The 24,679-nt window shown below is 62.6% G+C and carries 18 protein-coding genes; 16 read left to right on the forward strand and 2 right to left on the reverse strand.

The window, feature by feature from the left end:
- Positions 1-24 precede the first annotated feature (24 nt).
- From OPU96_RS01490 to OPU96_RS01530, 9 genes are all read left to right on the forward strand, one after another.
- Positions 25-336, forward strand: coding sequence for a hypothetical protein (locus OPU96_RS01490; RefSeq protein ID WP_498558522.1), 312 nt, complete (start codon positions 25-27; stop codon positions 334-336).
- Positions 337-344: 8 nt separating this feature from the next.
- The gene (locus OPU96_RS01495) at positions 345-1,172 is read left to right on the forward strand and encodes a DUF4198 domain-containing protein (RefSeq protein ID WP_226457039.1); all 828 of its coding nucleotides are present in this window, start codon (positions 345-347) and stop codon (positions 1,170-1,172) included.
- Positions 1,173-1,262: 90 nt separating this feature from the next.
- Positions 1,263-1,694, forward strand: a complete 432-nt coding sequence (locus tag OPU96_RS01500) for a YeeE/YedE family protein (protein ID WP_192301000.1) — start codon at positions 1,263-1,265, stop codon at positions 1,692-1,694.
- Between the two features lie 2 nt (positions 1,695-1,696).
- Complete coding sequence (locus tag OPU96_RS01505; RefSeq protein ID WP_305392623.1) at positions 1,697-2,116, forward strand: DUF6691 family protein; 420 nt, start codon at positions 1,697-1,699, stop codon at positions 2,114-2,116.
- 403 nt (positions 2,117-2,519) lie between these two features.
- Complete coding sequence (locus OPU96_RS01510) at positions 2,520-4,952, forward strand: TonB-dependent receptor plug domain-containing protein (protein ID WP_192301002.1); 2,433 nt, start codon at positions 2,520-2,522, stop codon at positions 4,950-4,952.
- A 62-nt stretch (positions 4,953-5,014) separates the two neighbouring features.
- On the forward strand, positions 5,015-6,628 hold the full coding sequence (locus OPU96_RS01515) for an ABC transporter substrate-binding protein (protein WP_498558617.1): 1,614 nt from the start codon (positions 5,015-5,017) through the stop codon (positions 6,626-6,628).
- Positions 6,625-7,575 (forward strand): ABC transporter permease, encoded by a 951-nt coding sequence (locus tag OPU96_RS01520; protein WP_498558523.1) that lies wholly within the window; start codon positions 6,625-6,627, stop codon positions 7,573-7,575. The genes OPU96_RS01515 and OPU96_RS01520 overlap by 4 nt, the downstream gene beginning before the upstream one ends.
- A gap of 3 nt (positions 7,576-7,578) precedes the next feature.
- On the forward strand, positions 7,579-8,472 hold the full coding sequence (locus OPU96_RS01525) for an ABC transporter permease (protein WP_498558524.1): 894 nt from the start codon (positions 7,579-7,581) through the stop codon (positions 8,470-8,472).
- Positions 8,469-10,085 (forward strand): dipeptide ABC transporter ATP-binding protein, encoded by a 1,617-nt coding sequence (locus OPU96_RS01530; RefSeq protein ID WP_226457020.1) that lies wholly within the window; start codon positions 8,469-8,471, stop codon positions 10,083-10,085. The genes OPU96_RS01525 and OPU96_RS01530 overlap by 4 nt, the downstream gene beginning before the upstream one ends.
- 152 nt (positions 10,086-10,237) lie before the next feature.
- Here OPU96_RS01530 and OPU96_RS01535 read toward each other — a convergent pair whose 3' ends face one another.
- On the reverse strand, positions 10,238-11,578 hold the full coding sequence (locus OPU96_RS01535) for an ABC transporter substrate-binding protein (protein WP_498558525.1): 1,341 nt from the start codon (positions 11,576-11,578) through the stop codon (positions 10,238-10,240).
- 253 nt (positions 11,579-11,831) lie between these two features.
- On the opposite strand from OPU96_RS01535, the gene OPU96_RS01540 reads away from it, so the two are divergent.
- The 4 genes from OPU96_RS01540 to OPU96_RS01555 all read left to right on the forward strand — a co-directional run bounded on the left by OPU96_RS01540 (position 11,832) and on the right by OPU96_RS01555 (position 16,605).
- The gene (locus OPU96_RS01540; RefSeq protein WP_226457018.1) at positions 11,832-12,368 is read left to right on the forward strand and encodes a sterol desaturase family protein; all 537 of its coding nucleotides are present in this window, start codon (positions 11,832-11,834) and stop codon (positions 12,366-12,368) included.
- A 153-nt stretch (positions 12,369-12,521) separates the two neighbouring features.
- Complete coding sequence (locus tag OPU96_RS01545) at positions 12,522-13,889, forward strand: cytochrome C (protein ID WP_226457017.1); 1,368 nt, start codon at positions 12,522-12,524, stop codon at positions 13,887-13,889.
- Positions 13,886-14,398, forward strand: coding sequence for a sorbitol dehydrogenase (locus OPU96_RS01550; RefSeq protein WP_192301160.1), 513 nt, complete (start codon positions 13,886-13,888; stop codon positions 14,396-14,398). Before OPU96_RS01545 ends, OPU96_RS01550 begins: the two co-directional genes overlap by 4 nt.
- Complete coding sequence (locus tag OPU96_RS01555; RefSeq protein ID WP_305392617.1) at positions 14,395-16,605, forward strand: GMC family oxidoreductase; 2,211 nt, start codon at positions 14,395-14,397, stop codon at positions 16,603-16,605. The genes OPU96_RS01550 and OPU96_RS01555 overlap by 4 nt, the downstream gene beginning before the upstream one ends.
- Before the next feature lie 56 nt (positions 16,606-16,661).
- Here the strand turns inward: OPU96_RS01555 and OPU96_RS01560 are convergent, their stop codons facing one another.
- On the reverse strand, positions 16,662-18,356 hold the full coding sequence (locus OPU96_RS01560; protein WP_498558526.1) for a hypothetical protein: 1,695 nt from the start codon (positions 18,354-18,356) through the stop codon (positions 16,662-16,664).
- A 345-nt stretch (positions 18,357-18,701) separates the two neighbouring features.
- Here OPU96_RS01560 and mexE point away from each other — a divergent pair, with 345 nt between their 5' ends.
- The 3 genes from mexE to OPU96_RS01575 are packed head-to-tail and all read left to right on the forward strand — an operon-like array spanning position 18,702 to position 24,550.
- The gene (mexE, locus tag OPU96_RS01565) at positions 18,702-19,943 is read left to right on the forward strand and encodes a multidrug efflux RND transporter periplasmic adaptor subunit MexE (RefSeq protein WP_463984487.1); all 1,242 of its coding nucleotides are present in this window, start codon (positions 18,702-18,704) and stop codon (positions 19,941-19,943) included.
- Positions 19,944-19,958: 15 nt separating this feature from the next.
- Positions 19,959-23,138, forward strand: a complete 3,180-nt coding sequence (locus OPU96_RS01570; RefSeq protein ID WP_498558527.1) for an efflux RND transporter permease subunit — start codon at positions 19,959-19,961, stop codon at positions 23,136-23,138.
- Positions 23,135-24,550: an efflux transporter outer membrane subunit gene (locus OPU96_RS01575; RefSeq protein WP_498558528.1), complete on the forward strand. Its 1,416-nt coding sequence runs from the start codon at positions 23,135-23,137 to the stop codon at positions 24,548-24,550. The genes OPU96_RS01570 and OPU96_RS01575 overlap by 4 nt, the downstream gene beginning before the upstream one ends.
- The last annotated feature ends 129 nt before the right edge of the window (positions 24,551-24,679 follow it).

Raw genomic sequence — 24,679 nt, forward strand, 5'->3', positions numbered from 1 at the left:
TTTCGAGGGTGGAGACCAAACCCCATGAAATTCCCACAACTGCTGATCGCAGGCAGCGTGCTGTTCTGCCAGTTCGCCCTCGCCCATGCCCCCGTATTCGACTGCTACATCGAGCGCGATGACCGGGTGAAATGCGAGGCAGGTTACACGGACGGCAGCTCGGCCCTGGGCAGAAAAGTCCAGGTCCGGGACACGAGAGGCAAGGTATTGCTCGAAGGCAGCATCGGCCAGGACAACACCTTTACGTTCCAGGCGCCCGCCGAAAACTACTCCGTGGTGTTCCTCGGCGGCGACGCCCATGACGCCACGCTTCAGTCCTCCGACATCACAAGGTGAAACCGAGCATGCAGATCCCAACCCGACAACTGCTCCAAGCCCTTGCCGTTACTGCGTTCAGTGGCTTGACTGGCGTGGCCCAGGCGCATTTCCAGATGCTCTACGTGGAAGACACCGCACTGACGCGTGCGCAGAGTCTGGAGTTTGCGCTGGTGTTTACGCACCCGTTCTCCGGCGGCCCGACCATGGTGATGGAAAAACCCCGCGCGTTCAGCCACATCAGCGCCCACGGTGGCGAAAAAATCGACTTGCGCCAATACCTGCGCCCGGTGCAATGGCAGAGTCGCGACAACCGGACCACCGCTTATCGCGCCTCGATTCCCCGCGAGTTGGTGCGTTCGCTGGGTGACCACGTATTTGTGCTGGAACCCGAGCCCTACCTGGAATCGGAAGAGGACGTGTATATCCAGCAGTTCACCAAGCTGATCGTCAACGTAGGTGGCGTACCCGGCAACTGGTCAGAACCCCAGGGCTTGCCCGTGGAGATCCAACCGCTGAGCAAGCCCTATGCAAACTGGACAGGTGGCGTGTTCCGCGCCGTGGTCTTGGCCGACGGTAAGCCCGTGCCGTTTGCCGAAGTCGAAATCGAATACCTCAACCACAGCGTCGACATCGCGAACAACGCCTTCGGCGAGCAAGACTACGTCACGGCACCGCAAGCCTCATTCAAGGCCCAGAGTACCTACACAGACGCCCAGGGCGTGCTGACCATCGGCCTGCCCCGGGCGGGTTGGTGGGGTATTGCCGCACTTAACATCGGCAGTACCAAAACCCACAAAGGCAAACCGCTTTCCCAGGACGCCGTGTTGTGGGTGCAGGCCAGGGATATGAAATAAAGGGCATGCACCGGCAAGGTTTCGCGATGCCCATCTGACAAATTGTGCTATCGATACGGCTCATCACTTTAGATTCAGGTAGCACTCGACATGAGCCTCTCGATTCACTTCACCCCCTGGACATCGCTGCTCGGCGGCGCACTGATCGGCCTGTCGGCAGGCCTGTTCATCCTGCTCAACGGTCGTATTGCCGGTATCAGCGGCCTGCTGGGCAGCCTGTTGAGCAAGGGTGGCGACGGCCGCGCAGAGAAAGGGCTGTTTGTGGTCGGCCTGCTGATCTCACCCTGGGTGTGGTCACTCGTTGCGCAGTTGCCCGAATCGTCCTTCCAGGCCAGTGGCTACGCGTTGGTCGCCGCTGGGCTGTTGGTCGGCATCGGCACGCGGTATGGCGCCGGGTGTACCAGCGGGCATGGCATTTGTGGGCTGTCCCGCCTGTCGCCGCGCTCGCTGGTCGCCGTTTGCTGCTTCATGGGCAGCGGGTTTGCCTGCGTTTATGCCATTCGCCATCTGATCGGAGCCTGAACATGCGCAAATTAGCTGGGTTGATTGCCGGTTTGCTCTTTGGCCTCGGGCTGCATCTCAGCGGCATGACCAACCCGGCGAAAGTGTTGGACTTCCTTGACCTGGCCGGCGACTGGGACCCGTCCCTGGCGTTGGTCATGGCGGGCGCCCTGGCTGTCAGCAGCGTGCCGTTCTACTTCGCCAGGCGTCTTCAGGTGTCACTGCTGGGGGCGCCCTTCCAAATGCCGACTAACCGGAAAATCGATCGAAGACTGGTACTGGGCAGCCTGCTGTTTGGCATGGGCTGGGCGATTGCCGGCCTGTGCCCAGGACCCGCCCTGGCATTGCTGCTGACAGGGCGGTGGCAGGTGGTTGTATTCACGCTGGCGATGGTGGTGGGGATGTTGATTTTTGCGGGGCTTGAATCCCGTAAAGGCCGATGACGTGAATAGACGCGAGACGGCGGGTGGTTCTGGGCGGGTCAGGCGAACTCGGCGGCCACCTCGGACCACACACTCACCCGCCGTCCGCGTGCCTTGAAGAATTCGATCTCACTGCTGCGCGAGCGGCAAAAAGCGTGGGGTCTGGCGTGCGGGCAGGTTCTGCGAGGCACACGGCCATACAGACCGCGGCCGGTTTTATCGGCCAGACGGTCAACATCATAAAAATAGATGATCTTAATTAGCCAGGAGATGCTAATTTCTAATAATTAGCTTATTCCAAAAAAGAATTTCACTCATGTTTTTTATAGGAATATCTTCAAAACACTAGACGACTTCCCTACCCCGCTTTTGAAGCTGTACCCACACCACGGGCCAGTGCCAGACTCAATGGACTACCACTGACATGCCCGACATCGCCTCTGCCGCCCCTCTGAAGAAGTTCCACCTGTCCTTGCTCACCAGCTCGCTGCTGCTGGCGACTGCGCCGTCGTTCGCCGAAACCGCGAGCGAAGACGCCAAGCTCGACACCGTCACCGTGATCTCCACCGGCCTGCGCGGTCAGCAACGTACCGTGGCTGACAGCCCGGCGCCGATTGACGTGATCAACAGCGACCAACTGCTCAAGACCGGCCGTGCGGAACTGTCCGAGGCAATCGCCAAATTGCTGCCGTCGTTCAACTTCGGTACCAATATCGCCGGCTACAACTCGGTGACGCGGCCGTTGAGCAACCGCAGCCTGGGCCCGGCGTACACCCTGGTGCTGGTCAACGGCAAACGTCGCCACAACGGCGCCACCGGCCAGCGCGGTTCCATCGACAACAGCGGCGCAAACGCGGTGGACATCGACCTGATCCCGGTCAGTGCCGTGGACCATATCGAAGTGCTCAAAGACAGCGCTGCCGCCCAGTACGGCTCGGATGCCGTGGCGGGCGTGATCAACATCATCCTCAAGAACAGCAAAAGCGGCGGCCACCTCGAAACCAGTTACGGCCAGCTGTTTTCCGGCCAGGGCGAGACCATCAAGGTCGCCGGTGACCAGGGCTTCGAACTCGGCGAAGGCGGCTTCTTCCACCTGTCCGCCGACGCGCGCAAGCGCGGCAACGCGTCGTGGAACGACAAGGCCGACCGCAGCGTCAGGGCCTTCAACGACCCGGCCAAGGAAGCCGCCTGGGACCGCGTAGCGATCAAGAACGGCGACCCCGATCTCAAGGCCTTCAACCTCGCCTACAACGCCGAACTGCCCCTGGAAGACCTTACGCTGTACTCGTTCTCCACCTACGGCGAGCGCGACGCCGAAGCGGCCAACTACTTGCGCCTGCCCACTGGCACCGCCGCCGTGCCGGAGGTATTCCCCGACGGTTATTTCCCGCTGAACAACATCAAGGACCGCGACTATCAATTGCTGTTTGGCGGCAAGGGTGAGCTGGCCGAGTGGAACTGGGACCTGAGCACCACCTACGGGCGCAACAATGTGCACCACTCCAGCGACCTGAATATCAACCCGTCCCTGGGTAGCGCATCGCCGACCAAATTCGACAACCTGGCAACCTTCCGGTTTGAGCAGTGGGTCAACAACCTCGACTTCACCCGGCGCTACGACAGCCTGTTCAACCTGACCCCGCCGGTGCAGGTGTCGGCCGGCCTGGAGCACCGTTGGGAGCATTTCAGCACCTTCGCCGGCGACCGCGAGGCGTATATCACCGGCACCTACCCGGCCGCGTCGGGTGCGCAGGCGGCGGTGACGATCCGCCCGGAAGATGAAGTCAGCCTGATCCGCAACAACTACGCCGGCTACCTGGACCTGGGTTTTGACCTGACCGACAAGTGGTTCCTCGACGTCGCCGGCCGCGTCGAGCATTACGATGACGATTCAGGCAACACCTTCGGCCTGAAAGTGAACTCGCGCTACGAACTGACCAACACCGTGGCCGTGCGCGGCACCGTCGGCACCGGGTTCCGCGCGCCATCGCTGACCCAGATCGGCTACACCGTGGCCGATAACCGCGTAGCCCTGGACGCCAATGGCAACGTGGTGCCCGCCGTCACCCGCCTGACCCCGTCCGGCAGCAACCTGGCCAAGGCCCTTGGCGGCGATGACCTCAAGCCGGAAAAATCGCGCAACCTGGGCCTCGGCCTGACCTGGCAACCCGCGCCACGCACCAGCATCACCGCCGATGCCTACCTGATCGACATCGACGACCGCATCGCCCTGACCAGCAACCTCTACGACCGTGGCAACGGCGCGATCAACGCCATCCTCACCGCCCAGGGCGTGCCGTCCGGCACCTGGGTCAACTACTACACCAACGCCTTCGACACCCGCACCAAGGGCCTGGACATCGTTGCCGACCACACCACGCCGTTGGATGCGCTTGGCGATGTGCGCTGGAGCCTGGGGTTCAACTGGAACAAAACCACGATCCAGGACAGCCGCGACACCCCCGCCGCGCTGGCCAATACCGGCGTGACCCTGGTCGGCCGCGACCGCGCCGGCGACCTCACCGACGCCACGCCCAAGACCAAATGGATCCTCGGCGCCAACTGGAAGCTCGACGACCTCGCGGTGAACCTGCAAACCGCGCGCTACGGCGCGGTCAAGACCCTGGCGGTCAACCCCAGCGGCGACCGCAGCTTTGGCGCCAAGTGGATCACCGACCTGGACGTCAGCTACACCTTCGTCGACAGCCTGACCCTGAGCATCGGCGGCACCAACATCTTCGACGTGCGCCCCGACAAGCACGCGGTGTACAGCAACCTGGGCCTCGCCGCCTACGGCAACCCGCCGTTCTACCCCGGCGGCGGCTACTGGTACACCAAGCTCGCCTACGACTTCTGATCCACACCTTGCATGCACTTGAATCGCCACATGAGGGCAACCCATTGAATACCGCCAACTTGATGAGCCGTCTGCTGGCCCCCTGCGCACTCGCCCTGGCCCTCGCCGGCTGCTCACCTTCGGGTGAGCAGGCCCAGGCCAGCAAAACCCTGAACATCGCGTTTTTTGGCGACAACACCATCCTGGTCAGCATCGACCCGTTCCAGGTCTATTGGCTGGAGCACCGGGTGCTGTTGCGCAACATCGCCGAGTCCCTGACCGACCAGGACCCGGAAACCGGCAAGATCATCCCGTGGCTGGCCAAAAGCTGGGAGGTCAGTGACGACGCGCTGACCTACACCTTCCACTTGCGCGAAGGCGTGACCTTCAGCAACGGCGAGCGCTTCGATGCCAAGGCCGTGAAAACCGCCTTCGACAGCGACAAGGCCCTGGCCACCCAGTTGCCGGCGACCTTCGGCGCGACCTACCTGGCGGGCTACGACCATGCCGAAGTGGTCGACGATTTCACCGTCAAGCTGGTGCTCAACAAACCGAACGCGGGCTTCCTGCAAGCCACGTCCACCACCAACCTGTCGATCCTCGCGCCCGCCTCCTACGCGCTCACCGTCAAGGAACGCTCCCTGGGCAAGATCATCGGCACCGGGCCGTTCGTATTGCAAAGCTACACCCCGGAAGTCGGCGCGCATTTGACCAAACGCAAAGGCTACGCCTGGGCCTCGGCCAATATGAAAAACCAGGGCGAAGCGCACCTGGACGCGGTCGACGTCACCTACATCCCCGAAGAAAGCGTGCGCAACGGCCTGTTCGTGCAAGGCAAGGCCGACATCCTGTGGCCGCGCAACCCGTTCTCCGAAGTGGACTCGAAACTGTTTCAGTCCAAAGGCGCGACCATCCAGAGCCGTTCGCTGCCGGGGCCGTCGCTGAACCTGTTCCCCAATACCCGTGGCGGCCGCGTGCTGGAGGACAAACACGTGCGCCTGGCCGTGCAGAAAGCCATCGACCGCAAGAGCTACGCGAGCACCGTCTACAACTCCGAGTTCGCCGTGGTCGACGGCATCTTTGATGTGACCACGCCGTACTTCAAGAGCCAGGGCGACAAGCTCGCCTATGACCCGGCGGGCGCCGAACGCCTGCTCGACAGCGCGGGCTGGGCCAAGGGCGCCGACGGCTATCGGCAGAAAAACGGCAAGCGCCTGAGCCTGAGCTACAACATCAGCCCGGCGGAAACCGCAGGCGATGTGTTGCTGCAGGACCAACTGCGCAAGGTCGGCATCGAAGTGAAACTCAACGTGGTCACCCGCGCCGAATGGGTGGCGAACAACTCGGCGGGCAACTATGACCTGACCATCAACTACATGACCCGCGCCGACCCGATCATCCTGCAAACCATCCTCGATCCGCGCAGCGCCAACAGCGCGACCGTGGCCACCAACATTTTCGAGCCGCCGGTACTCGAGCGGGCCAAGGACTTGTTTGACGCGGGCATCACCGCCACCCAGGGCGAGCAGCGCGCAGCGGCCTACGGCGCGCTGCAAGACCTGCTGATCGATGAGGGCTCGGCGTTCCCGGTATACGAGCGTGTGTGGCAGGCCGCGACGTCGGCCAAGGTGAAGAACTTCCGCTGGACCGCCGAGGGCTTCGCGCTGCTGGGTGACATCGAGATCGGCACGCCATGAGCCGCTACCTGATCGGCCGTGTCGGCCAGGCGCTGCTGGTGTTATGGGGCGCCTACAGCATCACCTACTTCATCCTGTATCTGCTGCCGGGCGACACCCTGACGCTGATGCTCAGCGCCTCGGGTATGCAGGCCGACGCGCTGTCGGTGCAAGACCTGGCCAAGGCGCGGGCCTATTACGGCTTGGACAAGGGCGTGTTCGAGCAGTATTTCAGCCTGTTGTGCGGTGCGGTGCGCGGTGACTTCGGCCAGTCGCTGTCGCTGAACCGTCCGGTGGCGGAGTTGCTGGTGGAGCGTTTGCCGCAGACGCTGTCCCTGGCCGGCCTGGCCATCGTGCTGTCGTTGCTCGCAGGGATCGGCCTGGCTTATCTGACCGCCTATATCCGCTGGCGACCGCTGAAGCAGGCGTTGACGCGCCTGCCGTCGCTGGGTTTTTCGGTGCCGGTGTTCTGGATGGGGTTGTTGCTGATCCAGGTGTTCGCCTTCGCCCTGGGTTGGTTTCCGGCCACCGGCAGCCGGGGTTTTGAAAGCCTCGTATTGCCGGCAGTCACCCTGGCGATCCCGAGCGCCGCGGTGTACGCCCAGGTGCTGCAACGCAGTTTCCAGGGGGTGTGGAAGGAGTCGTACATCGTCACGGCCTACGCCAAGGGCCTCAGCCGCGCCCAGGTGCAAGCGCGCCACGGCTTCAAGAACGCGGCGCTGCCGATCCTCACACTGATTGGCTTGCAAGTGGGCAATACGGTGTCCGGCGCGGTGCTGGTGGAAACCATCTTCGCCCGCTCCGGCATCGGCCGCCTGGCGCAAGAGGCCGTGCTGCGCCAGGACATTCCCGTGGTGCTGGGGATTGTCGCGGTGTCGGCGGCCGCGTTTGTGCTGGTCAACCTGCTGGTGGACCTGCTGTACCCGTGGCTCGACCCGCGTATCTCCCACACGCCAAAGGTGTCCTAGACCATGACGATCCTTGAGCACAACCTGATCCCGACCAGCTCCCGCCCTACCCTGTGGCGACGCCGCAGCCGCCTGCAACGCGCCGGCGCCGTGGTGCTGCCGTTGCTGCGCCGGCCGGGGTTCACCCTGGCGCTGTTGCTGGTGGTGTTTGCGCTGGTCGCGGCCGTTGCGCCGCAGTTGTTGACCGGCTTTGACCCTTACGCCACCGCCCCCGTCGACAAGCTGCGCGCGCCCAACCTGACCCATTGGTTCGGCACCGATGAACTGGGCCGCGACTTGTATACCCGCGTGGTCTATGGCGCGAGCCTGTCGGTGTTGGCCGCGTCGCTGGCCGTCGGCATTGCGCTGGTGGGCGGGCTGGGGCTGGGTATCCTGTCTGGCTTTGCCGGCGGGCGGATCGATGCGCTGATCATGCGTTTTGTCGATGTGTTATTGGCGCTCCCCGGGGTGCTGCTCGCCCTGGCGATTGTCACCGCCATCGGTTTCGGCACCGTGCCGGTGGCCATCGCAGTGGGCGTCGGCATCATCCCGGGGTTTGCTCGCACCACCCGCGCCGAGGTGCTGCGGGTCAAGACCCTGCCCTACGTCGAAGCCGCGCGCCTCGGTGGCGCGAGCTGGGGGCGCACCTTGCTGCGGCACATTCTGCCGAACGCCTGGGGCCCGGTGGCGGTGTTGGCGACACTCGATTTCGGCGCGGCGATCCTCGCGACCGCCGGGCTGAGTTTCCTCGGCTTCGGCGCAGTCCCCCCGGAAGCGGAATGGGGCACGTTGATTGCCAACGGCCGGCACTTTCTGATCACCGCGCCGTGGGTGTCACTGCTGCCCGGCCTGTTCCTGGTGGCCGTGGTATTCAGCCTTAACCATATTGCCCGCACGTTCGAGGAGATTCAGCGATGAGCGCTTTAGTCGATGTTCGCCAACTGAGTGTCAGCTACCGCTCCGGCGGGCAACACGTTCAAGCCGTACGCGATCTGTCACTGACCATCGCCAGCGGCGAGACGGTGGCGATTGTCGGTGAGTCCGGCTCCGGCAAATCGACCCTGGCCAACGCCATCCTCGGCCTGTTGCCAGAACACGCGCAGATCAGCGCCGGCCAGCTGTGGGTGGACGGCAACGACCTGACCCACGCCAGCGAACGGCACAAACGCAGCGTGCGCGGACGCACCGTCGGGCTGGTTCCCCAGGACCCGATGGTCAGTCTCAACCCTACCCTGCGCGTCGGTCAGCAGATCGCCGAGGCGCTGGTCCTGGCCAAGGGCAAACGTTATCCCGGGGTCGATGCAGACATTGTCGAGCTGCTGCAACACGTCGGCATCGACAAGCCGGTGCTGCGTGCGCGCCAGTACCCCCATGAACTCTCCGGCGGCATGCGCCAACGCGTGCTGATCGCCATCGCGTTGGCCGGCAATCCGCGCCTGATCATCGCCGACGAACCGACCAGCGCCCTGGATGTGACGGTGCAGCGCAAGATTCTCGATCACTTGCAGCGCCTGGTGGCCGAACGCGGGATTTCGCTGTTGATCATCACCCACGACCTGGGTGTGGCCACCGACCGCGCCGACCGGATTGTGGTGATGCAACAGGGTGAGTTGGTGGAGCAAGGCGCACCGCGGCAAATCCTCACGGCGCCACGGCATGACTACACGCGGGCGCTGATTGCTGCCGCCCCGGCGTTTGCCAAACGGCGTGCGCCGCTGATCCGGATTGACCCGATGGAAGAGCCGATCCTCAGCCTCAAACACGTCGGCAAGACCTTCGCGCTGCCAAAGGTCAAAGGCGAGGCGTCGACCTTCGTCGCCCTGGACGACCTCAGCCTGGAGGTATACCCAGGCCAGACGCTGGCGATCGTCGGCGAATCCGGCTCGGGCAAAAGCACCGCACTGCGCATTGCCCTCGGCCTGGAAAAACCAACCCAGGGCCAGGTCTGGTTCGAACAGCAGGACGTCACCCCCCTCAGCTGGCGCGAATTCCGCCCGCTGCGCCAGCGCCTGCAACTGGTGCAGCAGAATCCGTTTGCGGCGCTGGACCCGCGCTTCACCGTGTACGACAGCATCATCGAACCACTGGTATCGTTCGGCCTGCTCAAGGGCCCGGCCCTGGAACAGGCGGCGCGGGAACTGATCAGCCGCGTGCACTTGCCGGCCAGCTACCTGGACCGCCTGCCCCGCGAACTGTCCGGCGGCCAATGCCAACGGGTCGCCATCGCCCGGGCCCTGGCATTGAAACCGGACCTGCTGCTGCTCGACGAACCGGTCAGCGCCCTCGACGTGTCGGTGCAGGCGCACATCCTCGACCTGCTGGAAGAGCTGCAACGGGAAATGGGCATCGCCTACGTACTGGTGTCCCACGACTTGTCGGTGGTGGCCAACTTTGCCCACGAAGTGCTGGTGCTGCGCAACGGCAAGGTGGTGGAACAAGGCTCGGTGGAACGCATCTTCAACCACCCTGCCAGCGACTACACCCGCGAACTGATTGCCGCCATTCCCGGGCAACAAGCCACCGCCGCCTGACCTGTAGTGAGCGGGCTTGCCCGCGCTGGGTGGCGAAGCCGCCCCAATAAGACCGATGCGGTGTTTCAGGGAGACCGAGGGTGCCTGTTTTAGGGCGGCTTCGCCGCCCGGCGCGGGGCGAGCCCGCTCACTACAAGGTTTGCGTTTGGGTGTTATTGCGATGCGCAATCGCGCGGGGCGAGGCCTTTCTCTTCGGCATATGCTGCGGACTTGGCCTCGATCAGTGGGCGCAACGTGGCGCGGTCAGCCTGTAGCCAATCCGTCACCAATACCCACTTTTGCCCATCCCACTGCTGTACGCGGGCGGAGCCGCCGCCTTCGTGGTCGGCGCACGACAGCTTCAACGGCGCCAACAAACCTTCAAAGCCCAGGGTCTTGAGGCGTGCAGCATCGATGTCCAGATGCTCGAATGCCCAGCGGGTTTCTTCGCCGTTGAGCGCACGGTTGCCAAACTTGGCCTGGCCGGTGCGCAGCGCTTCGACGGCAATCGCGGCATTGATCAGACCGATGTTGTAGTAGACCTTGCCGAAATAGCTGGGGTCCTTGAGGTTGCTCTTGCCCGGATCGAGGATGGACTGCTTGAGCTTGCGGTGGATCTCAAAACCGTCGCCACCCGGAAACGGCGCCAGGGCCTGATAGCCCTTGGCGGCCGTGCCGGCGGGAATCACATCGGCTTCGGAACCCGCCCACACGTCACCGATCAGGCGGTCTACCGGGACGCCAAAGCGCACGGCGGTCTTGATCGCCACCGGGGTGGACACGCCCCAGGTGCGCAGGAATACCCAATCCGGGTTGAGCTGGCGCACTTGGCGCCACTGGGTCGACTGTTCGTTGCCCGGGTCCGCCACGGGGATCTGGATGTTGTCGAAACCATACTTGTGCGCCAGCAACTGCATGGCCGCCTGGGTTTCGCGGCCGTAGGCGGAATCGTGGTAGACCGTCACAATCTTTTTGCCTTTGAGCTTGTCCAGGCCGCCTTCGCGCTGGGCGATGTAGTTGATGCCCACCGACGCCTGCCCGTAGTAGTTGAGCAGCAGCGGGAAGGCATAAGGGAACACGCGACCATCGGTGGACTCGGTGCGCCCACCGGCACCGTCGATCAGCGGGATATGGTCCTTCGCCGCACGATCCATCAAGGCGTAGGAAGCAGGCGTGCTGTGGGTGAAGAAAAACCCTGTGGGTGCGCCATCCAGGCCATCTTTGTAGCGCTCGTAGCATTCGATGATGCGGTCGGTTTTCCACTCGGTCTCGCATTCCTGCCAAACCAGCTTGACGCCGTTCACGCCGCCTTCGACTTCGTTGATGTAGCGAAAGTAGTCAATCTCCCCTGCCCACCACGGGATGCCGCTGGAGGCATAGGCGCCGACGCGATAAGTGGCCAGCGGGATGAACTGTTGATCATTGGCAGCCTGGGCGGCCGCCGGAAGGAGCGTGCCCAAGGTGGTGAGCGCCACCAGGCTGGCGATCAGGGTGCGTTGCAAGAGCTTGTGCATGGGTGTGGTTTCTTGTGAAGGGTGGGGTTCCCCTCCCGTGGTCGGGTTGAGGCAGCGAGTGCTTCAATCAACTGGAAACACAATTCATGCCAAACCAATAAATCAATGTATTCAATGACTTGATCCGCATCAGGAGTGCGGACTCCAGCAGGCAATCGGACAATCTCTTGAACCGCTGTTGCGCCACCAACACTGCGCCTTGAATCTGTGCTCCAATTGCCGCCGCCTTTCGCACTATAGGGATATTCCGCACATGGCTGCTTCCAATAAATGGCTGATGTCATCGCTCGCTTACTACCTCGATTTTTTCACCGTGCCCCTCTTTATCCTGCTGGCGCTCTACCTCGCGCCATTCGACCTGGGCCTGGCCCTGATGGGGCTGCTGGCCTGGACGCTGGTGGAATATTCGGCGCACCGCTTCCTGTTCCACTCGTTGTATCGCCGCGAGCATTGGACCCACCACGTCGACGTGCTGGCCTATATCGGTGTGTCCAGCTGGAAGACCAGTTCGACCTTCGCCATCCTGCTCCTGGTGGCCTGGTACACCGGACTGACCTCGGCCTTCGTCGGCGCAGTCGCGGGCTATGGGTTCTATATCTCGGTGCACTACGTGATGCACCGTCCCGAGCACTGGGCCTACCGTTTTATGCCACGGCTGGTGGCCAATCATGATCTGCACCATCGCCAGGGGATCGAGAAGAACTTCGGGGTCTCTTCGCCGCTGTGGGACCACGTGTTCCGCACCTTTATCCGCGCCGAAACCCGCCGCGCCGACAAGGAACCTGCTTGACGCCGTTAGCGATTGTTTTTATTACGAATAAATCTAGTCGCAGAACCACCGGCCATTCCAACGTTATCTAATCTCAAGCCCGTGCCAGGAGGCGCATTGAAGAGTCCATGACGGACCCACTGTCTCCTGACGCCTGATGCCCAGGAGATAACGATGAGAACGGAAACCCATCGCCCCCGGCCCGGGTTCGGCTGCGCGCTGTTCGGCGCATTGCTGAGCCCACTGGTCGTCGCGGCCCCCACGCTGTCTACGCAAATCCCCTTCGATGTCACGGCGACCCCGCCGTTTTCCCTGACCAGCCTGCAACAGAACTTCGATGACATGTCGTGGCAGACATTCATTGCACTGAACTGGCCGGCCCTGGCCGACGGCAACCCCAACACCAGCATGCAGATCGGCCAGCAGGACGCGGCCACAGTGTGGGAAAGCTACCGGGAGAGTTACCAGATCTTCCTGCCCCAAGGGCAGAAGCCACAGCCCTATCACGCCCCGGCAGCCGTACCGCCGGCCTGTGAAGGCAAGGGCTCCGGGCGCCTGTTGCAGCAGATGGGCAAGGTCCCGGATGTGCTCGACGAGTTTATCCAACCGTTTGAAAGCGGCCCGCTGGTGGACCAGAGCGGCGTGTACACCCGCAATGAAATCGTGGTCAATCAGTCGATGTTCGACGGCATCGTCAACAACGGCCTGTATAGCATCCAGGGCCAACAGGCGTTTTTTGCCGCCAGCCCGACCAACGCAGTGGCGTTCAGTTGCGGCGACCCGGCTACCAGCCAGGTCGGTTCGCTGATGGTCAAGGCCTCGTGGAAGGTGCTGGATGGCAACGACAAGCCCGGCAGTTTCCATACGGTGGATGCGTTGGTGTATACGCCGGGCAACAGCGACCCGAGCAAGGGGCCGGTGGTGGCTGAATCCTGCGTGGCCGAGCCGGTCGGGTTGGTGGGCCTGCATATCGTGCACAAGACCACCAGTGCGCCGCAGTGGGTGTGGTCGACCTTCGAGCACGTCGACAATGTGCCGGAAAAGACCACGCCACCGGCCGAGCGCAAGGGCCCGTATCTGTTCTACAACGCCAGCAGCCAGGCCGAGGTCAACCAGCCGCCGCCACGCCCGTGGAACCCGGCGGTGAAAGCGACGCCGTCGCAGATCGTGCGCGAGATCCCGCTGACCGACGCGACCAAGACCCTCAACAACACCTACCAGACCCTGCTGCGCACGGTGAACCCCAACAGCGTGTGGGCCAACTACCAGTTGATCAGCACCCAGTGGCCGACCCTCACCGGCCAGCCTCCGTGCCAGATATCGGCCACCGTGCCGCTGGGCAAGCCGGCGCCGTCGTTCCTGGCCAATGCGACCTTGGAGACTTACATCCAGGGCACCGTGCCCCAGGCGTCGTCCAGTTGCATCGCCTGCCACGGCAATGCCGCGACCCACGTGACCCAGTCGCCGCGCACCAGCTTCGCGGACTTCACCTACCTGCTCGAACGCGCCCAATCCACAGGTGCGACAGGGAGTCAGCCATGAGTACCGACCTCGACAATTTCACCGGCCTGAGCGTGGTGCTTACCGGCATCGACCAGGAACGCCTGGCGCCCTCCGTGGACCCCATCGGCCTGCCCACCACGTTTCTCAACTTCATCGGCCCGCGCCTGGGCCAGAACGTACTCGGCGCCCTGCTCGCCCAATACGCTTCGCTGCTGGCCGAGCAACAGACGCCGCAGCAGATCGGCACCGCGATCCTGATGCAGAACGGCCAGCCCGCCACCACCCAGACCGCCCTGGCGGCGCGCGCGATCATGAAGCTGTGGCTGCTCGGCGTGTGGTATCAGCCGTATGCCCAGGGTGCGTTCCCGCTGGGTGAGCAAACCGTGGTCAGCGACGAGGCCTACACCCAAAGCTGGGCGTGGAGCATCGCCCAGGCCCACCCGATGGGTTACAGCGAGTTCTTCTTCGGCTACTGGAACAGCCCACCGCCCAGCCTTGAGGATTTCACCGGGGTGGCCGCCAGCCTCCAGCCAGGAGCATCGTCATGAGTACTGAACAAGCAGATGTAGTGATCGTCGGCGCGGGCCTTGCGGGCAGCCTGATTGCCTATCAACTGGGCCTGGCGGGCGTGAAAGTGCTGGTGCTGGAGTCCGGCCCGGAAATCCCGGCGAACCGTAACCAGTACCTGGAGCGCTTCTACACCGCGACCCTCAAGACCCCCGAGTCGCCCTACCCGCCGGTCAGCACCCTGAGCCCGGCACGCAACCCGGCCGAGCAGAATGCCCCGCGCGCGACCATCGCCGACCTGATCCTGGGTTGGGACAATCCCGACGTCAGTTACCTGGTGCAGAAAGGCCCGCTGCCGTTCACCAGCACCTACGAGCGCGTGGGCGGTGGCACCACCTGGCACTGGGTTGCCACCTGCCTGCGCATGTTGCCCAATGACTTTCGCATGAAGTCGCTGTACGGCGTCGGGGTCGATTGGCCGATCGGCTACAACGACCTGCAAAGCGCGTATTGCCGCGCCGAAGCGGAAATCGGCGTGGCGGCGAACGTGGCCGACCAGGGTTACCTCGGTATTACCTTCCCGCAGAACTACGAATACCCGATGACCAGCATCCCGCTGTCACTGGTCGACGGCAGTTTCGTCAGTGCGGTGCAGGGCCAGGCGTTCCAGGGCCTGCCCCTGGTGGTGAGCCCGACGCCGGCCGGGCGCAACTCCCAGCCCTATGCCGGGCGCCGCGTGTGTGCGGGCAACACCAACTGCACGCCGATCTGCCCGATCCAGGCCAAGTACGACGCCACGGTGACCATGAACAACGCGCTCAACACCGGCAACGTGCGGGTCCTGTACAAGACCGTGGCGAGCAAGGTTACGGTGGCGGCGGACAAGACCATCAGCGGCATCGAGTTCATCCAGTATCAATTGGGCGACGGACCGGCGACCGGCACCGGGGTGGCAATCGGGCAGCGCTATGTGATCGCCGCCCATGCGATCGAGACGCCCAAATTGCTGCTCAACTCCACCAGCAGCGCCTGGCCCAAAGGCGTCGCCAACAGCAGCGGCCAGGTCGGGCGCAGCCTGGCGGACCACCCGATCTACCTGGCGTGGGGCTTGATGCCTGAAGGCAAGACGGTGTTCCCGTACCGCGGGCCGGTGTCGACCTCGGGGATTGAAAGCCTGCGCGATGGTGCCTTTCGCAGCCAACGTGCGGCGTGGCGTATCGAGATCGGCAATGAAGGCTTCAACTGGCCGATTGGCGACCCCTACACCACCGTTGCCGACCTCATCGATGGCAGCAATGTCAGCCGTACCAACCCGCTGCCCAACAGCGGCGATGCCACGCAGACGCTATTCGGCACGGCGCTGGTACAGCAGTTGAACAACCTGCTGACCCGGCAATTTCGCGTGGGCTTCCTGGTGGAGCAAGTCGAGGAAGATCCCGACAACGCCAACTGCTACATCGTGCCGTCGAGCCAATACAAGGACCGCCTGGGCATCCCGCGCCCGGAGATCCACTACGACCTGTCGGACTACACCAAGGAGGGCTTCAAACAGGCGCGCATCCTGGCCAGCCACATCATTACCGAACTGCTCGGTGCCACCGAACTGACGGCCGACATCCAGCCGGGGGTGTTCGTCTATCAGGGCGAATCCTATTCGTTCCAGGGCGCCGGGCACTTGATGGGCACCTACCGCATGGGCGCCGACCCCAAGACCTCGGTGGTGGACAAATACCAGCGCAGTTGGGACCACGCCAACCTGTTCCTGGTCGGCGACGGCGTGTTCCCCACCACGGGTACGTCCAACCCGAGCCTGACCATCGCCGCGCTGTCGATCCAGGCCGGTGACACCCTGTGCAACGACCTCAAGGCCGTGACCGTGCAGGTGCAGGCCAACCAGCCATGGCAAGGCACCGGCGTGCAGATCAGCGGGCCGAGCCCACGCCTGGTGCGTTATGTCAGCGGCAAATGGCTGGCCAGCCCGGTGGGCGGCATGGTGGATGGCAACGGCAGCCCGGGGTTGATCGCCAAGGCCGGGTATACGTTGCCGGGGGCCAATGAAGGCGCGCTGATCGGGCGTGTAGGCAGTGGTGGGACGCCGTTTCTGGTGGGCGATCTGGCAGCGGTTCCGCCGGGGCAGACGGGGGAATTGCAGCTGTGTATCAATGATGATCTGGAGGGCCGGTATGGGATTGGACTGGGGGATAACCAGGGAGCACTGACGGTGCAGGTGGGGTTCGGCACCGTCTGATCCCTGGTAAGGGGCTGCCGCCAACTGCGCGATGCAGCCCTTGACTCCCGGCGCACTCAAAGACTGCGGCTATGATCCGGACCATCTTTATCGCGCTTTTTCGCACGGGTTTTCTTCTCGGGCTCTGCGGGTTCGTAACGTTTACGCAGTTGCGCTTCAAGGTCGCGCACATGGCCTTCGTCTTCAATCGCCACCAGAAACAAGTGATGCGGCAACTCGCCAGTTTCCTTGTTACCCAGAATCGTGAAAGCCTCATCTACCGTATCGAAGTGCGCACCCACCGTAGATTGCGGGTCACAAAGCCCAAAGGTGATAAAGCTGGCCCAGTCCCAGCCAGTGTCGCGCACATCCAACAGAATCGAGGCCCCTGTCGTCACCCGCTTGCGCGCTTGCAGCAGTTGCTGCAGGGCAAGCGCCGAACTCACGGTTGGCACGGGAGGCGCCACCTTGAACTTTGGCGACTCGTGGTAGAACAAGTAATAGCCCGTGAGCACATTCGCTGACAGCTTGGTCAGTTGATCCTTGTCACTGCCGACATTGGCCATCCAGTCCTTTGCACGCTTGGCTTGAAGCAATACCGCTTTTCGACAAACCAGGCCGCCCACATTCAAGGAAATAATCACCCCTATATCAGCACCCAACCGAGATTCCTCTGATGTGCCGGCCAGATGGAAAGTGCCCAGGTACGATTGCGATAGCGGATAACCAAATGCAGGTATCTGTTGGCTGGCCCATTTGGCCAGCCAGTCTTCGACAGACTTGCTGAATCGACCATTCAGCGGGTCTTCCTTCGCCACCGTACCCGACATGAATTTCGCCATTTCATCTTCGCACTGAAGCATTGCCCAATAGATAGTCCAAAGCACATCTACGGATAACGTCTGTGGCGAGGTGAGTGTTTGCGTCAGTAATTGCCACTGGTCTCCCGTCCCCGGGCAATGGAGGAGTTCTTGGGCGAATGCCGGTTGCATATTGGCCGCAGCAAGCGTGGCGGACGCCTTGACGATTTCGTCGAAGGCGCCCGTCGCGGGCACTCCATGAAACTCGAGATAAGCCTTGTCGCGAATGGCTTGGGCTTGGCCTTGCAGGCTGGCGTACCCCTCTGCGGTGGGACGTCTCTGGAATACCAAAGTGCCAACCTGGACCATTGCCATCGCCAACTGGTTTTGCCGGACCCGTGCATCGATGTCCTGCAACATCGCCGTAAACCCGCCGGCGAGCCAGGCGCCGCAGGAAGCGGCAGCCAGCGCATCGGCCGAGGCTATTTTGAACGCTTCGAACTCTTGCAGAAGCTGCTTAGTCTGACGCAACTGCTGCTGGATCCCTGGCACTTGTAGCTGTTGCTGACTGACACTTTTATTGTGCTGGGCAATTTGCATTGTCAGCTGGGCCTGGGCGGCGCGAGCGTCCCAGTTATCTACAACCAGGTCATGCTGAGCCTTTGCCTCGTCACGTTGCGCCTTGGCCGCTTTCGTATTTTTCCGATTACACAACCAGCCAAACCCGAAATACTCCTTGCCAAGCTCATCGACGTTGAGTTGATACGCTTGCAGTTTGTCCTGGCTGGGCTTCAAAGCAGCCAAGCGCTCAGGCTCGGCGTAGCGCAACGTGAGTTCGCCAATGCGCTCAATCTCTCGCTGGTCATCAACAATCCTTTGGCCCAGTGTGCCGATCATCGTCTCGATGTAAGCAGACAGGTCATTGGCTGTGCGGGCAGCGGTTGAACGGTTAGGTACGTGAAGCGTGCTCATAAATGACTTCCCAGTCGAACGGCAGTGACCAATACAAGTGCGCCAGCGGCGCAAATTTTCCAGCGCCAGGCGCCTGTGGAGGTGCAGAGTACTGGCGTCTAATACCTCACGCCAGCCCTTGCCCCGGGATAACGCCAGCCTCATCGGTAATCGTTATTGCAATGGCGACAACAGTCCTTTGTCATCACCGACATTGATAGCACCCTAACGAAAAGCCCATGCTAGAGGGCTAATCCCGCGCTTATATCATTCCGAATGATAGTTACCTTTGCTTCATTCGATTCGTGACATAGCACCTCGCCGCGCATGATCCGCCCATCTCAAATACATTGGCGGATGCACCTCATGGAACAGTCACTCAAACATTTGCGCTTCCCCCTGGCGATCTTGGCCGTGGTGGTGATGAGCGCGTGCGGCAAGACCCCGGAACAAGCGGCCGCCATGCCCCCTGCGCAGATCAGTGTGGCCAAGGTGCTTGAGCAACCCGTCAACGAGTGGGACGAGTTCACCGGTCGCCTGGAAGCGCCGGAAACCGTGCAGATCCGTCCACGGGTGTCGGGGCAGATCGATCAAGTGGCCTTCACCGAAGGTGCACTGGTGAAGAAAGGCGACCTGCTGTTCCAGATCGACCCGCGTCCGTTCCAGGCTGAAGTGCGCCGCCTTGAAGCCCAACTGCAACAGACCAAAGCCGCCGCTAGCCGCAGTGAAAACGAAGCACAACGTGGCGAGCGCCTGCGCGAAAGCAACGCGATCTCCGCCGAGCTGGCCGAGTCGCGCACCACGGCCGCCCAGGAAGCCCGCGCCGCTGTCGCCGGCATCCAGGCGCAGTTGGACCTGGCCAAGTTGAACCTGAGCTTTACCCGCGTGACTTCGCCGATCAGCGGCCGCGTCAGCCGTGCCGAGATCACCGCCGGCAACCTGGTGACCGCCGATGTCACCGCGCTGACCAGCGTGGTCTCCACCGACAAGGTCTACGCCTACTTCGACGCCGACGAGCGCGTGTTCCTCAAGTACACCGAACTGGCCCGCCAAGGCCGTCGTGGTGCGACCACCCCGGTGTACCTGGGCCTGTCCAACGAAACCGGCAACCCGCACTTGGGCCAGATGAACTTCGTCGACAACCAGGTCAACCCGGCCACCGGCACTATCCGTGGGCGTGCGGTGTTCGACAACGCAGACGGCCGCTACACCCCTGGCCTGTATGCACGTCTGAAACTGGTCGGCAGTGGCACCTATTCCGCCGTGCTGATCAATGACGAAGCCGTCGGCACCGACCTGGGCAAGAAGTTCGTGCTGGTGATGGAAGGCGACAAGCCGGCGTATCGCTCGGTGGAACTGGGGCCGAAGATCGAAGGCTTGCGCATCGTGCGCAGTGGCTTGGGCAAGGACGACACCATCGTCGTCAAAGGCCTGCAGCGCATCCGCCCTGGCTCGCCGGTCGCCCCGCAAACCATCCCGATGGCCAGCAAGGAAACCCTCGCCGCCTTGGCCCAACAACGACAAGCGCTTGAAGCCAGCAACCTGGAGCAAGTGGCGCCGGAAAAAACCGCGCCCAAGCTCGCAGCCGTCGCGACTCCACGCGGTTAAGGGATACGACTCAAGATGAATTTTTCCAAGTTCTTCATTTCGCGGCCGATCTTCGCAGCGGTGCTGTCGCTGTTGATCCTGATCGCCGGCGCGATCTCGCTGTTCCAATTGCCGATCAGCGAATACCCGGAAGTGGTGCCGCCGACCGTAGTGGTACGCGCCAACTTCCCCGGCGCCAACCCCAAGGTCATCGGTGAAACCGTGGCCGCGCCACTGGAGCAGGCCATCACCGGCGTCGAGAACATGCTGTACATGTCCTCGCAATCGACCGCTGACGGCAAGCTGACCCTGACCATCACCTTCGCCCTGGGCACCGACCTGGAAAATGCGCAGGTGCAAGTGCAGAACCGTGTAACGCGGACTCAGCCGAAACTGCCCGAGGAAGTGACACGCATCGGTATCACCGTGGACAAGGCCTCCCCCGACCTGACCATGGTGGTGCACTTGACCTCCCCGGATCAGCGCTACGACATGCTCTACCTGTCCAACTACGCCTTGCTCAACGTGAAGGACGAGTTGGCACGCCTGGGCGGTGTGGGTGACGTGCAGCTGTTCGGCATGGGCGACTACTCCCTGCGGGTGTGGCTGGACCCGAACAAGACCGCGTCGCGCAACCTGACCGCCACCGATGTAGTGACGGCGATCCGTGAGCAGAACCGCCAAGTGGCCGCCGGTGCCTTGGGTGCGCAACCTGCACCGAATGCCACCAGTTTCCAGTTGTCGGTGAACACTCAGGGCCGTCTGGTGACGGAAGAAGAGTTCGAGAACATCGTCATTCGCGCAGGCAACAACGGTGAGATCACCCGCCTCAAAGACATCGCACGGGTCGAGCTGGGTTCCAGCCAATACGCCCTGCGGTCGTTGCTGAACAACCAACCGGCGGTAGCGATCCCGATCTTCCAGCGCCCGGGTTCCAACGCGATCCAGATCTCCAACGAAGTGCGCGGCAAGATGGAGGAGCTGAAGAAGAGCTTCCCGCAGGGCATGGACTACAGCATCGTCTACGACCCGACCATTTTTGTGCGTGGCTCCATCGAAGCGGTGGTGCACACCCTGTTCGAAGCCTTGATCCTGGTGGTCTTGGTGGTGATCCTGTTCCTGCAAACCTGGCGCGCCTCGATCATTCCGTTGGTGGCGGTGCCCGTCTCGTTGATCGGTACGTTTGCGGTAATGCACCTGTTTGGCTTTTCGCTCAACGCGCTGTCGCTGTTCGGCCTGGTGCTGGCCATCGGTATCGTGGTGGACGACGCCATCGTGGTGGTGGAAAACGTCGAACGGAACATCGAGCTGGGCCTGGAGCCGTTCCCGGCGACTGAAAAGGCCATGAGCGAAGTGACCGGCCCGATCATTGCCACGGCGTTGGTGCTGTGTGCGGTGTTTGTTCCGGCGGCCTTCATCAGTGGCTTGACCGGGCAGTTCTACAAACAGTTTGCCTTGACCATTGCGATCTCTACGGTGATCTCGGCGTTCAACTCGCTGACCTTGTCCCCTGCCCTGGCAGCCGTGTTGCTCAAGGGGCACCACGCACCGAAGGACGGCTTCTCCAAGTTCCTCGACAAGCTGCTCGGTGGCTGGTTGTTCAAACCGTTCAACCGTTTCTTCGAGAAGGCCAGCCATGGCTACGTCGGCACCGTACGCCGGGTGATTCGCGGCAGTGGTATCGCGCTGTTCCTGTACGCCGGCTTGATGGTCCTGACCTGGCTGGGCTTTGCCCACACGCCAACCGGGTTCGTACCGGCCCAGGACAAGCAATACCTGGTGGCCTTCGCCCAATTGCCGGACGCCGCCAGCTTGGACCGCACCGAAGACGTGATCAAGCGCATGTCCGACATCGCCCTGAAACAGCCGGGTGTGGAAGCTGCGGTGGCCTTCCCGGGCCTGTCGATCAACGGTTTCACCAACAGCCCTAACAGCGGCATCGTGTTCGTGACCTTGAAGCCATTCGATGAGCGTAAAGACCCGAGCATGTCCGCCGGTGCGATTGCCGGTGCGCTGAACGGCAAGTACAGCGCCATCCAGGAAGCCTACATGGCGATCTTCCCACCACCGCCGGTACAGGGCCTGGGTACGATTGGCGGCTTCCGCCTGCAGATCGAAGACCGTGGCAACCTGGGATATGACGAGCTGTACAAAGAAGTGCAGAACATCATCACCAAGAGCCGCACCACGCCGGAGCTGTTCGGCCTGTTCACCAGCTACACGGTCAACGTGCCCCAGGTCGATGCCGCCATCGACCGCGAAAAGGCCAAGACCCACGGCGTGGCGATCAGCGACATCTTCGACACCCTGCAGATCTACCTGGGTTCGCTGTATGCCAACGACTTCAACCGCTTTGGCCGTACCTATCAGGTCAACGTGCAGGCTGAGCAGCAGTTCCGCCTCGACGAAGACCAGATCGGCCAGCTGAAAGTACGCAACAACAAGGGCGAGATGATCCCGCTGGCGACCTTTATCAAGGTCAGCGACACCTCGGGCCCGGACCGCGTTATGCACTACAACGGCTTTATCACCGCTGAAATCAACGGCAACGCTGCACCGGGCTACAGCTCCGGCCAGGCGGAGGCGGCGATTGAAAAACTGCTGAAAGAGGAACTGCCCAACGGCATGACCTACGAGTGGACCGACCTGACGTATCAGCAAATTCTCTCGGGCAACACCGCACTGTTCGTGTTCCCGCTCTGCGTGCTGCTGGCGTTCCTGGTACTGGCCGCCCAATACGAAAGCTGGAGCCTGCCACTAGCGGTGATCCTGATCGTACCGATGACGCTGCTGTCGGCCATCACCGGGGTGATCATCTCGGGCGGCGACAACAACATCTTTACCCAGATCGGCCTGATCGTACTGGTGGGCCTGGCCTGCAAGAACGCGATCCTGATCGTCGAGTTTGCCAAGGATAAACAGGCCGAGGGTCTCGACCCGCTGGCTGCGGTGCTGGAGGCGTGCCGTCTGCGTCTGCGGCCGATCCTGATGACCTCGTTCGCCTTCATCATGGGTGTGGTGCCACTGGTGTTGTCCAGCGGTGCCGGTGCCGAGATGCGTCATGCGATGGGTGTGGCGGTGTTCTCCGGGATGATCGGCGTGACCTTCTTCGGTCTGTTGCTGACGCCAGTGTTCTACGTACTGATCCGTCGCTATGTGGAGCGCCAGGAAGCGCGCAAAGCGGCCAAGGCCTTGAAGCTGGAGACACAGCAATGAGCGTGAAAGTATTCCTGCCGAGCTTGCTGGTATTGGCGCTGAGCGCCTGTGCCGTGGGCCCGGACTATAAAACCCAAACCCCGGAGGCGGCGAGCATCACGGCCGCCGCCGATGCCAAACAGTACGACCACGCCAAGTTCGAAGGTATCTGGTGGCAGCAGTTCGACGATCCGACCCTCAATCAGTTGGTGACCCAATCGCTGCAAGGCAACCGCGATTTGCGTGTGGCGTTTGCCCGCCTGCGGGCGGCTCGGGCCATCCGCGACGACGCCAGCAATGACGCCATGCCGACCATCACCAGCCGCGTCAGCAGCGACCAAGGCAAGGGCCAGATACCAGGCCAGACCACCCGCCGTGTGAAGACCGAGCGTTACGACCTCGGCCTGGACATGGCCTGGGAGCTGGACCTGTTCGGGCGCATCCAGCGCAACCTGGAAGCCACCGACGCCGACCAGCAGGCCGCGGAAGCCGACCTGTACCAACTGCAAGTCACGATGATTGCTGAGCTGGTGGATGCCTATGGTCAACTGCGCGGCGCCCAATTGCGTGAACGCATCGCCCTGGACAACCTCAAGAACCAGCAGGAATCGCGCACCATCACCGTCAGTCTGCGCGATGCCGGGGTTGGCGATCAGTTGGACGTGGAGCGTGCCGACGCACGCCTCGCCGGGGTCGAAGCCAGCGTGCCGCAACTGCAAGCCGAACAAGTGCGCGAGCGCAACCGCATCGCCACCCTCCTCGGCCAGCGTCCGGACAAGCTCAGCGTCGACCTGAGCCCGAAAGACCTGCCAGCGATTGCCAAGGCCTTGCCAATTGGCGATCCGGGGCAACTGCTGCAACGGCGCCCGGACATCCTCAGCGCCGAACGCAAACTGGCGGCCGCCACCGCACGCATCGGCGTGGCCAAGGCCGACCTGTTCCCACGGGTCAGCCTCAGCGGCTTCCTCGGCTTTACCGCCGGGCGCGGCTCGCAGATCGGTTCGTCCGCCGCCAATGCCTGGGCCCTCGGCCCGAGCATCACCTGGGCCGCGTTCGACCTGGGCAGCGTACGCGCGCGTTTGCGCGGTGCAAGCGCCGAGGCCGATGGCGCGTTGGCGACCTATGAACAGCAAGTATTGCTGGCACTGGAAGAGTCCGAAAACGCCTTCAGCGACTACGGCAAGCGCCAACAGCGCCTGGTTTCGCTGATCCGTCAGAGCGAATCCAGCCGCTCCGCCGCCGACCTCGCCGCGATCCGCTACCGCGAAGGCACGGTGGACTTCCTGGTGTTGCTGGACGCGCAACGCGAACGCCTGGCTGCCGAAGACTCCCAGGCCCAGGCCGAGGTGGAGCTGTATCGCGGCATCGTCGCGATCTACAAGGCGTTGGGTGGCGGCTGGCAGCCGGACACGGTGGTGGCCAGCAACCAGTGATGTAAAGAGCTCCTTTGGTTGGTCGCATCCAGCCAATTTTTAGCCCCACGGTCCATTCGGTCGTGGGGCTTTTTTTTAAAGTGGGATTAAGGGTGGCCGATAAATAGACGTAGCTTTCGGTTGATGGAG

It is taken from the genome of Pseudomonas sp. RP-B7, assembly GCF_059803535.1.

Bases quoted from the DNA above. Each gene is read 5' to 3' on its own strand.
- OPU96_RS01490 (WP_498558522.1), top strand. From the start codon at position 25: ATGAAATTCCCACAACTGCTGATCGCAGGCAGCGTGCTGTTCTGCCAG.
- OPU96_RS01495 (WP_226457039.1), top strand. From the start codon at position 345: ATGCAGATCCCAACCCGACAACTGCTCCAAGCCCTTGCCGTTACTGCG.
- OPU96_RS01500 (WP_192301000.1), top strand. From the start codon at position 1,263: ATGAGCCTCTCGATTCACTTCACCCCCTGGACATCGCTGCTCGGCGGC.
- OPU96_RS01505 (WP_305392623.1), top strand. From the start codon at position 1,697: ATGCGCAAATTAGCTGGGTTGATTGCCGGTTTGCTCTTTGGCCTCGGG.
- OPU96_RS01510 (WP_192301002.1), top strand. From the start codon at position 2,520: ATGCCCGACATCGCCTCTGCCGCCCCTCTGAAGAAGTTCCACCTGTCC.
- OPU96_RS01515 (WP_498558617.1), top strand. From the start codon at position 5,015: ATGAGCCGTCTGCTGGCCCCCTGCGCACTCGCCCTGGCCCTCGCCGGC.
- OPU96_RS01520 (WP_498558523.1), top strand. From the start codon at position 6,625: ATGAGCCGCTACCTGATCGGCCGTGTCGGCCAGGCGCTGCTGGTGTTA.
- OPU96_RS01525 (WP_498558524.1), top strand. From the start codon at position 7,579: ATGACGATCCTTGAGCACAACCTGATCCCGACCAGCTCCCGCCCTACC.
- OPU96_RS01530 (WP_226457020.1), top strand. From the start codon at position 8,469: ATGAGCGCTTTAGTCGATGTTCGCCAACTGAGTGTCAGCTACCGCTCC.
- OPU96_RS01535 (WP_498558525.1), bottom strand. From the start codon at position 11,578: ATGCACAAGCTCTTGCAACGCACCCTGATCGCCAGCCTGGTGGCGCTC.
- OPU96_RS01540 (WP_226457018.1), top strand. From the start codon at position 11,832: ATGGCTGCTTCCAATAAATGGCTGATGTCATCGCTCGCTTACTACCTC.
- OPU96_RS01545 (WP_226457017.1), top strand. From the start codon at position 12,522: ATGAGAACGGAAACCCATCGCCCCCGGCCCGGGTTCGGCTGCGCGCTG.
- OPU96_RS01550 (WP_192301160.1), top strand. From the start codon at position 13,886: ATGAGTACCGACCTCGACAATTTCACCGGCCTGAGCGTGGTGCTTACC.
- OPU96_RS01555 (WP_305392617.1), top strand. From the start codon at position 14,395: ATGAGTACTGAACAAGCAGATGTAGTGATCGTCGGCGCGGGCCTTGCG.
- OPU96_RS01560 (WP_498558526.1), bottom strand. From the start codon at position 18,356: ATGAGCACGCTTCACGTACCTAACCGTTCAACCGCTGCCCGCACAGCC.
- mexE (WP_463984487.1), top strand. From the start codon at position 18,702: ATGGAACAGTCACTCAAACATTTGCGCTTCCCCCTGGCGATCTTGGCC.
- OPU96_RS01570 (WP_498558527.1), top strand. From the start codon at position 19,959: ATGAATTTTTCCAAGTTCTTCATTTCGCGGCCGATCTTCGCAGCGGTG.
- OPU96_RS01575 (WP_498558528.1), top strand. From the start codon at position 23,135: ATGAGCGTGAAAGTATTCCTGCCGAGCTTGCTGGTATTGGCGCTGAGC.